This window comes from Xenorhabdus sp. TH1 (assembly GCF_037260955.1).
In the GTDB taxonomy this organism is placed as follows: domain Bacteria; phylum Pseudomonadota; class Gammaproteobacteria; order Enterobacterales; family Enterobacteriaceae; genus Xenorhabdus; species Xenorhabdus griffiniae.
Map to the genome: position 1 here is coordinate 2,768,029 of NZ_CP147734.1, position 12,493 is coordinate 2,780,521.

The 12,493-nt window shown below is 43.9% G+C and carries 14 protein-coding genes; 5 read left to right on the top strand and 9 right to left on the bottom strand.

From position 1 onward, the window contains the following. Nucleotides 1-5: 5 nt before the first annotated feature. The 3 genes from WDV74_RS12180 to hemW all read left to right on the top strand — a co-directional run bounded on the left by WDV74_RS12180 (nt 6) and on the right by hemW (nt 2,351). Nucleotides 6-569, top strand: a complete 564-nt coding sequence (locus WDV74_RS12180; protein ID WP_273558882.1) for a YggT family protein — start codon at nt 6-8, stop codon at nt 567-569. Nucleotides 570-634: 65 nt separating this feature from the next. After that, nucleotides 635-1,228, top strand: coding sequence for an XTP/dITP diphosphatase (locus WDV74_RS12185; protein WP_193851076.1), 594 nt, complete (start codon nt 635-637; stop codon nt 1,226-1,228). Further along, nucleotides 1,221-2,351, top strand: coding sequence for a radical SAM family heme chaperone HemW (hemW, locus tag WDV74_RS12190; RefSeq protein WP_338883039.1), 1,131 nt, complete (start codon nt 1,221-1,223; stop codon nt 2,349-2,351). Before WDV74_RS12185 ends, hemW begins: the two co-directional genes overlap by 8 nt. Before the next feature lie 43 nt (nt 2,352-2,394). Here hemW and WDV74_RS12195 read toward each other — a convergent pair whose 3' ends face one another. Both WDV74_RS12195 and WDV74_RS12200 read right to left on the bottom strand, forming a co-directional pair. Next, nucleotides 2,395-2,946, bottom strand: a complete 552-nt coding sequence (locus WDV74_RS12195) for a 3-isopropylmalate dehydratase (protein WP_273558878.1) — start codon at nt 2,944-2,946, stop codon at nt 2,395-2,397. Further along, entirely contained in the window at nt 2,943-4,241 is a 1,299-nt protein-coding gene (locus WDV74_RS12200) for an aconitase/3-isopropylmalate dehydratase large subunit family protein (protein WP_338803358.1), read from the bottom strand. Before WDV74_RS12200 ends, WDV74_RS12195 begins: the two co-directional genes overlap by 4 nt. A gap of 223 nt (nt 4,242-4,464) precedes the next feature. Here WDV74_RS12200 and WDV74_RS12205 point away from each other — a divergent pair, with 223 nt between their 5' ends. Continuing rightward, a complete protein-coding gene (locus tag WDV74_RS12205) occupies nt 4,465-5,382 on the top strand; it encodes a LysR family transcriptional regulator (protein ID WP_338883041.1) in 918 nt (305 codons plus the stop codon). A gap of 62 nt (nt 5,383-5,444) precedes the next feature. Here WDV74_RS12205 and WDV74_RS12210 read toward each other — a convergent pair whose 3' ends face one another. The 7 genes from WDV74_RS12210 to trmB form a co-directional block, all read right to left on the bottom strand. Continuing rightward, the gene (locus WDV74_RS12210; RefSeq protein ID WP_189758021.1) at nt 5,445-6,224 is read right to left on the bottom strand and encodes a Sua5/YciO/YrdC/YwlC family protein; all 780 of its coding nucleotides are present in this window, start codon (nt 6,222-6,224) and stop codon (nt 5,445-5,447) included. 40 nt (nt 6,225-6,264) lie between these two features. Beyond that, on the bottom strand, nt 6,265-6,753 hold the full coding sequence (locus tag WDV74_RS12215) for a YbhB/YbcL family Raf kinase inhibitor-like protein (protein WP_338883043.1): 489 nt from the start codon (nt 6,751-6,753) through the stop codon (nt 6,265-6,267). Between the two features lie 201 nt (nt 6,754-6,954). After that, a complete protein-coding gene (locus tag WDV74_RS12220) occupies nt 6,955-7,899 on the bottom strand; it encodes a siderophore ABC transporter substrate-binding protein (RefSeq protein WP_338883044.1) in 945 nt (314 codons plus the stop codon). Nucleotides 7,900-8,026: 127 nt separating this feature from the next. Further along, entirely contained in the window at nt 8,027-8,764 is a 738-nt protein-coding gene (locus WDV74_RS12225) for a DUF2884 family protein (RefSeq protein ID WP_338803362.1), read from the bottom strand. Nucleotides 8,765-8,801: 37 nt separating this feature from the next. After that, entirely contained in the window at nt 8,802-9,773 is a 972-nt protein-coding gene (glsB, locus tag WDV74_RS12230) for a glutaminase B (protein ID WP_338883045.1), read from the bottom strand. Between the two features lie 47 nt (nt 9,774-9,820). Continuing rightward, on the bottom strand, nt 9,821-10,147 hold the full coding sequence (locus tag WDV74_RS12235) for a YggL family protein (RefSeq protein WP_338803363.1): 327 nt from the start codon (nt 10,145-10,147) through the stop codon (nt 9,821-9,823). Continuing rightward, entirely contained in the window at nt 10,147-10,866 is a 720-nt protein-coding gene (trmB, locus tag WDV74_RS12240) for a tRNA (guanosine(46)-N7)-methyltransferase TrmB (protein WP_193851004.1), read from the bottom strand. Before trmB ends, WDV74_RS12235 begins: the two co-directional genes overlap by 1 nt. 564 nt (nt 10,867-11,430) lie before the next feature. Here trmB and mutY point away from each other — a divergent pair. Further along, a complete protein-coding gene (gene mutY / locus WDV74_RS12245) occupies nt 11,431-12,471 on the top strand; it encodes an A/G-specific adenine glycosylase (RefSeq protein ID WP_338883046.1) in 1,041 nt (346 codons plus the stop codon). Nucleotides 12,472-12,493 lie beyond the last annotated feature (22 nt).

The following is a 12,493-nucleotide window of genomic DNA, read 5'->3' on the forward strand; positions in this document are numbered from 1 at the left end:
GCTACATGCAATTCTTAAATTTCGTCTTTTTCACCGTTCTGGATTTATATATTGCCGTTTTACTGCTGCGTGTCTGGATGCAGTGGGCACGTTGCGATTTTTATAATCCATTCTCACAATTTATTGTTAAAATCACCCAACCTGTGGTGCGCCCATTACGCAGATTCATTCCTGCCATTGGTCCCATTGATACCGCGTCTGTGCTTTTCTCCTATCTGCTGATTCTCATCAAGATCTTGTTGCCTATATGGTTAGCCACAGGGCAATTTCTCGTTCCTTCTGGCGCCATATTCTTGTTTGGTGTGATTGAATTACTGACCGCTGCCGGAAAACTCATATTCTGGTTAGTGATTGCTCGCGCGTTATTAAGCTGGATCAGCCAGGGACGCAACCCTGTAGATTATGTCCTGATTCAATTAACTGAACCACTTATGGCACCTATCCGCCGCATTATCCCTTCGATGGGCGGTCTTGATTTCTCTGCCATGATTGTCATTCTTATTCTCTACGCACTAAATGCCCTGCGCTACGATGTAATGGGGTGGCTGGCTGCCATGTTTGCAGGCTAATGAGATAGACAGATCAATAAGATACGTAAATTAATTGGACATACAGGTTAATTAAATAAATGGCAATGCAAAAAGTTGTTCTCGCCACGGGAAATGCAGGTAAAGTACGTGAATTGGCTGATTTATTAGCTGATTTTGGCTTAGATATCGTGGCCCAAACCGAATTAGGTGTGGAGCCAGCCGATGAAACAGGCCTTACTTTTATTGAAAACGCCATCATCAAAGCCCGCCATGCCGCAGCAGTAACGGGGTTACCTGCAATTGCTGACGATTCAGGGTTATCTGTTGACGCATTAGGTGGCGCGCCAGGCATTTATTCCGCTCGCTACGCAGGCAGTGATGCTTCCGATCAGGAGAATCTGGAAAAATTATTGCAAGCCATGCACGATGTTCCTGATGAACAACGTCAGGCTCAATTCAATTGTGTGCTGGTCTTCTTACGCCACGCAGAAGATCCTACCCCTCTGGTATTTCATGGTCGCTGGTCAGGCATGATTACCCGTGAACCGGCTGGAAAAGGCGGTTTTGGTTATGATCCTATTTTTTATGCCCCTGAATTTAACTGTACAGCTGCCGAGCTAACTCGTGAGCAGAAAAATACCGTTTCACACCGCGGGAAAGCATTAGCAATGTTGTTGGAAGCCATGCGTAATGCTTAAGTTGCCTCCCCTGAGTCTTTATATCCATATTCCGTGGTGCGTGCAAAAATGTCCTTACTGTGACTTTAATTCACATGCTTTAAAAGGGGATGTGCCGCATCAGGAATATGTTGATCATCTATTGGCGGATTTGCATGTAGATCTGCCAATGATTGGTGATCGTGAGGTATCAACGATTTTTATCGGTGGAGGCACGCCGAGCCTGTTAAGCGCTGAAGGTATGCAGCGATTGCTTGATGGTGTCAGGGCTGCACTGCCACTCTCGCCGCAAGCAGAGATTACCATGGAAGCCAATCCGGGAACTGTTGAAACCGATCGTTTCAGTGCTTATCAGCAGGCGGGGATTAATCGCATCTCCATCGGTGTACAAAGTTTCGGGTCAGATAAACTTATCCGTTTGGGACGTATTCACGGTCCAGAAGAGGCTAAACGAGCGGCAAAATTAGCTAACGGGCTTGGATTACGCAGTTTTAATCTGGATTTGATGCATGGCTTACCCAACCAGACACTCAAGGAAGCACTGAATGATTTGCGTCAGGCTATCGAGTTATCTCCCCCCCATCTATCCTGGTATCAACTGACGATTGAACCCAATACCAGTTTTGGCTCCCGCCCTCCGGTTTTACCGGATGATGATGCACTATGGGATATTTTTTCCCAAGGCCATCAATTACTGACAGAAGCGGGTTATCAACAATATGAGACTTCGGCCTATGCCAAGCCAGGTTATCAATGCCAGCATAATCTCAATTACTGGCGTTTCGGTGATTATTTGGGGATTGGTTGTGGTGCACATGGCAAGATTTCGTTTGCGGATGGCCGTATTCTCCGTACCGTGAAAACCAAACATCCACGCGGTTACATGCAGGGGCGTTATCTGGATCAACAAAATCAGGTGGATAATGCAGATCGTCCATTTGAATTTTTTATGAACCGTTTCCGCCTGCTGGAATCGATGCCACGTCAGGATTTCAGTGATTTCACTGGGTTACCAGAAAGTGTCATTCGCCCAAAAATCGACGAAGCCTTGTCGAAAGGCTATATCACTGAAAGCGATACTCACTGGCAAATCACTAAGCACGGAAAACTGTTCCTGAATTCCTTACTGGAGCTATTTCTTTAGGAAAAAAACTGCACCTTAAAATTCAGGGTGCAGTTTTTTCATACTATTTAATTCTTCCCGACGCACGAGCGTAAGAAAATAGCCCTCCGGCAGAGACAATATTAGCAAGTTCACCAATAGGATCGGTTTGATATTTTTCACCCTCTTTCAGCAAAGTAACGGTCTGGTTTTCAATATCAATCTCAATACTGTCACCTGTGACTAATTTTTCACACAAGCGCTCCTGGGCTGCAACAGGCAATAACTCTCCGGTTGAGACACAATTTCGGAAGAATATACGGGCATAAGATTGAGCAAGAACCGCTTTCACACCTGAAGCACCTAATGCGGCAACCGCATGTTCACGCGAAGATCCACAACCAAAATTCTGCCCTGCCACAATGATCGGATATTTCGCTTTTCCTTTACTTTCATCAATAAAAGGCAGCGAACCTTCCGGCAGTCCACACATCGCCAGCGAAGCCAGCTGAGCATACCCTTCAGGAGTGGAAGGGTTGACCTTGAGATACTCGGCTGAGAGGATTTGGTCTGTATCAATATTATCGGTCAAGACATACACCTCACCCCGAATGATATTTTCCTTTAACTCACTCATAAAAACTCCTCAGGATTTGTTATTTGACCAGTAATCGCTGCCGCGGCAACAGAATAAGGAGAAGCCAGATAAATGTTGGCACGTTTATGCCCCATTCTGCCGACAAAATTACGATTGGTGGTGGATATCACTGATATTGGATCATTGACACGGCCAAACGTGTCTGGCGGGCCACCACAACAAGCTGCACACCCTGATTCAGAAGAAAGTTTTACGCCTGCATCGCTTAAAATTTGGTAGACAGAAACGCCATCGATTTGGGTAGTAATCGTCCTATGGAAAACTTCTTTTGTTGCAGGCACGGCATAAGTCGGAATAGTTACCTTATGCCCTTTGATAACCCGCGCTGCCGCAACAAAATCCTCCAGCTTGCCCCCCGTACAAGAACCAATATATGCCTGAGAAATGGCGACATTGGCTACCTGGTCAATGGAAACGACATTATCTGGCGAATGGGGTTTGGCAATCTTTGGTTGCATCGTGGAAACATCTATATTTAACACGCGGCTATATTGTGCATCTTCGTCAGGGTAGACAATTTCAAACGGGAGATTATTGCGTTCTGCCAAATAATCCAACGTCGCCTGATTGGGAACCATAATGCCGTTTTTAGCGCCGCACTCAACGACCATATTGCAAATCGTCATGCGTTCTTCTACCGATAACTCATCAATGACGTTACCACCAAACTCAATGGCCTGATAGGTCGCTCCATCAACCGTCAACTCTGACAATACGGATAAAATCATGTCCTTCGCCAAAACATGGGCTGGCTTGGTTCCGGTAAAATTGACCCGAATGGTTGTTGGCACCTTAAGAGGAATTTCTCCCGTACCTAACGCATAAGCGGCGTCAGTAATACCTAACCCAATGGCAAATGCCCCAAAAGCACCCGCGGTCACAGTATGAGAATCTGTGCCCAGTAATACCTCGCCAGGGCGAATATGCCCCCCTTCTGCGAGCCCTATATGGCACACACCCTTATAATTAGGTGTCCCGACATCATAAAAATATTTTATGTTCTGCTCAGCGGCAAATTCACGCATGACCCGAATATTTTGGTTAGCCTGTGGATCCGCTGAATAGACAAAATGGTCTGGAATTAAAATAAAGCGTTCAGGATCCCATATCTTCGCATCTTGCCCGAACTCCTTTTTAAATACACTGGCTACACCCGGTGTGCAGGGATCGTGAGACATCAGAATATCCACTTTCGCCCAAACCACTTCACCCGGAGTGACTTGTGCACGCCCACTTGCCCGTGCAAGAATTTTTTGTGTAATAGTTTGGCTCATCTCACATTGCCCTCTGAAAGATAAAAACAGACTCAATAGATTGTCATCCTAACAAGATTACGCTGCCTTAACGTAGGGAAATACCATCGTATGGTTCACTGTTTCCAGTATGGGACAGTTGTTCACAAAATGGGAAATTCTTACCCATTGAATCTGACCTATCACTACAGGATATGTGATATGTTATAGGGCAGTTCCCACGCGTAAATCATCAGGTTATTGCATGAATAATATTGAAAATCTTACCTCTATGGTGATCTTTGCCCGTGTGGTAGAGACGCTGAGTTTTACCGAAGCAGCAAAATCATTAAGGCTATCCAAATCTTCCGTCAGCCGCGAGATTGCACAATTAGAAGTAAGATTAGGTACTCAATTACTCAACCGCACTACACGTAAAATTCAAGTCACCGAAGTTGGGATGAGTTATTACCAATACTGCCAGCGGCTCCTTACCGAAGCCCAAAACGCTGAACATTTTATACGTAATTTCCATGAACAACCGATGGGAAGTTTACGCTTGATTGCTCCAGTATCTTTTGGCAGCCAATGTATTGTCCCCGCCCTGAATCACTTTGTCGCCGGAAATATTCATATCAGCGTTGATCTGGAACTGACCGACAGAACCATTAATATGGAAGAAGATCAATGTGATATTGCCATCATCATAGGGCGTGAAACGCCACAATATCCACTTGTCATGCCTTTAATTGATATCACTTGGGGACTTTATGCAACCCCAGACTATATCAACCAATTTTCGCCAATAGAGAAACCCGAAGATCTTCCTCGTTACGATTACCTGTTATTTCGTGGTCCTGCGCATACTATTTCCCTGCCATTCCGTAAGGAAAGAAATAAGCTGGATATTGAAGTGCGTAGCCGATTTCGCATCAACAACAGTGTGGCGCTAATGAATTCCGCTCTGGCTGGGGCTGGCATTGCCTATCTACCCGACTATGTTACCCATGAAGCTGTGGCAGAAGGGAAATTAGTACGGCTTCTCCCAGAATGGGACATGGATATTTATCAAGCATGGATACTGTTTAAATCAGAGGATACGCTATCTTCGCGTGTACAACAGTTTGCAAACTCTTTACAACGCAAGCTCAGGCAAGATTTGGAGAGAGGAAAAAAAGCGTAACGACAGATATCAATGCGGGCACAACAGCACCCGCCAAAGATATTATCTGTAAGAGGTATTAATCAATAGTAATTGCCGTGGCGGTAATCCCAGGTAGTGAAAATATCGGACATCATCGCCATGATTTTATGTACATCCAATCCCTTGCGGATTAATACCGGACACGGGGTAATATCACGTTGCCCTTGTTGCAGTGGAACTAATTGACCATTTTCATCGACCATTGAAACCATAACACCTTGTTCATAACGAGTTTGCTCAGTTTCATTTGGCTGAATAGATTTAACATAGTCATTGGCGCAAATAATCAGATCGGCCCGCTCTTCTATCCTCTCACCGATACATTCAACCAAACCGCGATTTCCCTTACCTGATGGATTAGCTGAGCTGGCAAAAGAGAACTTGCCATATTTTTCCCACAATTCTTTTGCCAGGATTTCGCCAGGCTTGCCAAATTTAATCACGAAACAGCTCGTACCACGCTGATCCATCATCAGTTCTTTAGAACCATCATCTGGGATACGGGCTATCGCTTCTTCTTTCCACGGCAAAATACAACCTAACAGGACGTCTTCATCCCAATGTCTTTGATAAAGTTCTTCAATTTCCGCGTTAAGTTGGGCCAGCTCTTTCAACTGTTCCAAAGAACCACATAATACAACACCCGGCTTGTTACGATTACGCTGTTTAGCCTCAAATTTACGTTCCAGACCTTGCGCATCGGATGTCATGATAATGTAGCCAACTTTGGTTGGGCAGACGATCATGCCTCCATTATTAGAAAGGATCTCTACCGCTTCCGGCTGTAATCCATAGTTCCATTGAATTTTTTTGCTGCTCATATTGATACCCCTTACTGGAAACGGAAGAATGATTAATCAGTTAACGCTGGTAGTAGCCGGTAATAGATGCTGTTGCCAGGGTATTGGCCTGGATCATAAAACGCGCAACGGCATTTGTTGTTTCAGCATCAACGCCCGGTAGTTTCTCTACCGATAAAGCATGTACGGTGAAAATATAGCGATGGGCTTTATCCCCCACAGGTGGGCAACAACCACCAAAACCAGACAGACCATAATCATTTCTGCTCTGAGTTGTACCGATTGGTAATTGGCTACCATCACTTCGCCCTGCATTTGCAGGTAAGGATTGTGTTTCAACGGGAATATTGAAAGCGACCCAATGCCAGAAACCACTACCCGTTGGTGCATCAGGATCATAGACAGTTATCGCAAAACTTTGGGTTCCGGCTGGTGCGTCCGCCCAGGAAAGTTCGGGGGAACGGTTATCACCATTGCCATCAAATTGATTAAATTCATGCTCTTTTTTCAAGAAATCATTATTCTTAAATTCAGTTGAACTAATAATCATGTTTATATCCCCTATTGGATGCCTTTTGAAATATCCTAACGTAGATTTTCTGTGTCGCAAGGATAAGTCATGATTTAGCTTGATTGTTTCAATTTAGGAACAATATCAGTTTAGGAATAATAAGTGAGTCGAGTTTACCCTAAAACCTCACTCTTCAGATTTCAGGATAAATTCAGAGAAAAAGGATTTTAATTTACGAAATTACAAGGCATCAGCAACGGCATTGATTTGTCGCGTCATGCTATCCAAACCGCCACCAGACAAGTACCAAAGATCAGGCTGTAAATACACTATCTTGCCGTTTTTATAGGCATTAGTTGATTTGACTTGATCATTTTCAAACTGAGCTTTTTCTAACTTACCGGCACCAATTGCTTCACTACGGTCGATAATAAAAATCACATCAGGATCCGCTTGTACAATCATATCCGCCGTCACGCTCCTGCTTTTGTCTTTATCCGATTTAACCGGCAAGACAGCACGAGGTACTTTAATCACGTTGTAAACAATAGCCTGATTATTGGGATATAATTCCCCTGCATTATGCAGTAATACCAATACCTTGCTGTTCGCTGCTTGCGCTTTTACCTGAGCGGCTGCAAGCGTTTTTTCCAAATCAGCAAATTGCGCTTTCACGATATCCTGCTTATTAAATAACTCACCCAACAATTTAAGATTACTATCAACGGATGACAGATAATTTTTATTGTCCGTGCTTAAATTAATGGTTGGTGCTATTTGTGACAGGCTTTCATAGAAAGCACCTTGACGGCCAGTAATGACAATCAAATCAGGTTTGATTTCCGCTAATTTTTCCAGATTCGGCTCTTTCATTCCGCCGGCATTGTGCATAGTTGCAGGCACACCATTACGCACATATTCAGGTAAATTATTGATGGGTAATGCAATCACTCGATCAGACAATCCTAGTTTTACCATCGAATCGTACGTTCCAAAATCGAACAAAACCACCCGTTTTGGATTCTTTTTAACCTGAGTTTCACCGGAAAGATGTTTTACCGTGGCATAATCACCAGACTGGGCTGTTACTGAATTTGGCATAAATAATTCTGGTGATTGGCTAAATGCAGAGTAACTGGTAGCAGAAAGCAGTGATGCAATAACAATTGGCAGGATTTTTTTCATTAGTGACACCCAAATTAAGTCTATTAATAAAAGGTGACTTGCATTCTAGGTGGCAACGTTAACATGTCAACAAAATAAGAATCAATTTCATATTGATTCTTATTTTCCTGTAGGGTGAAAACCTGTTTCATTTAATCGCATTCATAAGACTAATGCGCTGTTGTTCTAATTGGCTGGCTTTACTACATACTTCCATTTTTAAGCGTTTTAATTCTTGTTCCTGCTTTTTCCATTCTGCATCAAAACCATTTTGCATACCGCCTAACCCGCCAAGAAGAGACATTAGCATCTGTTTGCCATCACCATTTTGCTCGCTATTTTTCCGGCTCATTTCATTAATGCTATCTTGCAAGATACCGCCAAGGCTCTGTTCAATCAGTTTTTTGCCTTCAGGTTCTACCTGCTTGACTGCCTGAGCATTAAAAGCAAAACCATTAGCACGGGTTTCAATCACTTTATCAACTTGTTTACTGAGGCCAGATTCCAATTGAGATAGACGGTTACGGATATTACTTTCCTTACCCATTGTTTCGACCACCACTTTATCCAGTGATTGTCGTGCATTCGCCAAATGACTTAACGCTTCTTTCTTAACCCAAGGTAAATCCTGACGGATCGTCTGTTGATATTGTTGAGCTTTACTACGTTGTCCTGTATCCAGCGATAACGCCTTACCATCTCTGGTTATGGAACCATCAGGCAATATCTTTAAGTTCCCACTCGCCCCTGTGATCTGGACAGAATTTGGCGTGACAATAATGTCATCATTAAGCGTCGCATGACATTCAGAATTCGCCTGTGCCTGAGTAACAATGGCTTGAGACACAAATATCAATGTTGCAGCAATCGTGATCCTGCGTAACATACCTTCTCCTGATTTCTAAAGTTAAAACACTGACAGGTTAAAAGATAGAGCGTCCAATACGCCCGGCTAATTTTTCCAGTGCTGCACAACCTGCCAATGAGTTACCGGATTTATCCAGCTCAGGCGACCATACTGCAACCGTAAATTCTCCCGGCACCACACAGATAATGCCGCCACCCACACCCGATTTCCCTGGCATACCGATCCTGAAAGCAAACTCGCCAGAACCATCGTACATACCACATGTCAACATAAGCGCATTAATCTGGCGAGTTTGTCGAAGACTCAAAATTTGTTGGCCAGAACCCAGCATTCGCCCCTGGTTGGCTAAATAAATAAAACATTGAGCCAATTCAACACAATTCATCTTCAAGGCACAGTATTGGAAATATGTTTGCAAAACGGTAATAACATCGTTCTCAAAATTACCGAATGATTTCATCAGGTAAGCTATCGCGGCATTGCGGTTGGAATGCTCCATCTCTGAGCGGGCAACGATATCGTCATAGCAAATCCTTTTTTGCCCTGTGAGGCTACGGACAAACTCCAGCATTCTATGCTTAGGGGCACTTAAGCGAGATTGCAGCATATCGCAAATAATCAAGGCTCCGGCATTAATAAAAGGGTTACGGGGAATACCCTTTTCCAATTCCAACTGTACCAATGAGTTAAACGGCTGCCCCGAAGGTTCCGTACCCACCCGTTGCCAGATATCCTCTTCCTTATAACGTGTCATTGCTAATGTTAAGCTCAACACTTTAGAAATGGATTGGATGGAGAAGCGTTTTTCTGCATCTCCCGCTTTAAAAATTTGCCCATCGACCGTACAAATGGCCATTGCCAAATTGTCTGCCGGAACTTCTGCCAGAGCAGGAATATAATCCGCGACTCTTCCTTGACCAATCAAAGGGCGCACTTCTTCTAAGATATCCGCCAACAACGAATTAGAGAACCTTACCTTCACCACGTTTTCTCCAGACAAACAGGGGCCCCTAAAGAGCCCCTGCATACAGCGCTATTTTTACGTAATACGCTTTTTCTTAATGCAACAGCGAATCAATCCCACCACACATCAAACAGTTCTGATGTGATAACGTCTTCCATACCGCGATCTTTCAGCCACTTCTCAACCAACTGGCGATGTTCTTCCGTACATTTGCCGATTTTTTGCAGACAGACAATACCTTCCCATTGCAAATAACCGCTGGCATCCAGAGCAAGGCCATTTGGCTCGATCAGTTCTTCAATCAAGGCATCAACCGTGCTATCAACAACCTCAACGGAGGTATCAGCCGGAAAATTCCACTTTATTGAAAAACCCAATTCCTGAAACTCATCAATACGCAATTTTTTACGCAGACGACGACTACGGTTTTTAGCCATTATTTTACCCTCTCAAACATTAGATCCCATACGCCATGACCTAACCGCTGACCACGCGTCTCAAATTTTGTGACCGGGCGCGACTCAGGACGTGGCACATAATCACCGTTTTCCGATAAGTTGCGATACCCTTCTGCTGCGCTCATCACCTCCAGCATATGCTCTGCATATGGCTGCCAGTCGGTCGCCATATGGAAAACACCACCGATTTCCAGCTTACTTCTCACTAATTGAGCGAATTCAGGCTGCACAATTCTACGCTTGTTATGACGAGCTTTATGCCACGGATCAGGGAAGAAAAGCTGAACCATTGCCAGGCTCTGATCTGGGATCATGTTGTTCAATACTTCGATAGCATCATGGCACATCACTCGCAGATTACTGAGATTTTCATCTTCTGCGGATGCCAAACACGCTCCAACTCCCGGCGCATGAACTTCGATTCCCCAAAAGTTTTTATCTGGATTTTCGCTTGCCATTGTGACCAATGATGCGCCCATACCAAAACCGATTTCCAGCACAACAGGGGCTTTACGGCCAAAGATCTCTTCCATATTGGACAATTCTGCCTGATAGTCCACGCCCATCTCTGGCCACACATTATCAAGCGCTTGCTGCTGGCGACTCGTTAACCGCCCCTGCCGACGCACAAAACTGCGGACACGGCGCAACGCCCTGCCATTTTCATTATATTCCGGTGAAATTACGTTATTTATCATGGTACTTTCTGTCAGTTTTAAAGACATTTTTTTCAGGCGTCCGGGACTTTATATACCGCAGGAGCGCCCAAAGAGAGCGCAATTATGCAAAGATGGCTGAGTTTATCAAGTTCAGTGTCTATAAGCACAACTTTAATGCTATGTTTGCGTAAGATATAGAATTACTTACTTAACCTATTGATATTAAATATTTCTACTGTTTTTGATTCTACACAAACTCCTATACAACTTACTTTGTGCTAACAAAAAAATTTTCTTTTTCATACATTGCATTCCCCTGTCAGCTTCTCTACCAATATTGTGTAAAAAATTTATAGGCGGTTTCTATACAAAAAACTATGCAATAAATTGCATGGATTTAGAAAGATAATACTGGACTGCTAGAGAATACAATGGCGTGATTCACTTGATTTTAATGTGATTAATGGGTTTTTATAGACGGTGAGATAAGTATGTTGACAGTTTGCGTACTACTTTGAAACAAAGTTCGGGTTTACACTGAGGTTACACTATGTTGCAATCCCGTTCACGAAACAATTACCAAATATAAAGACAATTATTCTAATGATGGAAGCTGAGCAATTTTCACAAGTGGTACTTGAGTGGTATCACCGCTACGGCCGCAAAACTCTGCCGTGGCAGTTAGAAAAAACATCCTATCATGTCTGGCTTTCAGAGGTGATGCTGCAACAAACCCAAGTTGCGACGGTCATTCCCTATTTCCAAAAATTTATTTCACGTTTTCCCAATGTTGCCTCTTTGGCCGCAGCCCCCCTGGACGAAGTTCTCCATTTGTGGACTGGCCTGGGATATTACGCCCGCGCCCGCAATTTACATAAAGCCGCACAACAAATTGTGACATTGCACAATGGCAAATTTCCGACCACCTTTGACGATGTTGTTGCACTGCCTGGTGTAGGGCGTTCAACTGCCGGAGCCATTCTCTCATTGTCCCAAGGCAAGCATTTCCCGATCCTTGATGGTAACGTGAAACGTGTTTTGGCTCGCTGCTACGCGGTTGATGGCTGGCCGGGGAAAAAAGAAGTCGAAAACCAGTTATGGGATATCAGCACGCGCGTAACTCCCAAGCAAGGTGTCGAATATTTCAATCAGGCGATGATGGATTTGGGTGCGATAGTCTGTACCCGCAGCAAACCAAAATGTGAAATTTGTCCACTTAATACGGGTTGTATCGCTTACGCCAATCACAGTTGGGCAAACTATCCGGGGAAAAAACCGAAACAAAGCATTCCTGAAAAAACAGCCTATTTTTTATTAATGCAACATGGCGATATGGTTTGGCTGGAGCAACGCCCACTTTCTGGTATTTGGGGTGGTTTGTTTGCTTTCCCCCAATTTGCTGATCAAGTATCACTGGAACAATGGCTGAACAACTCAGGTATCTCGCACAGCAAACTTGAACAACTGACAGCATTTCGCCACACATTCAGTCATTTTCATTTAGATATCGTTCCTATTAAAATCGATATTTTAACTTTTGATTCTTGCATGGATGAAAGTAAGGGACTTTGGTATAACTTACGTCAGCCAGCAACCATTGGATTGGCAGCTCCCGTTGAGTACCTTTTGCAACAATTGGGTTAAGTTGCCCACTATTTTGAGGATT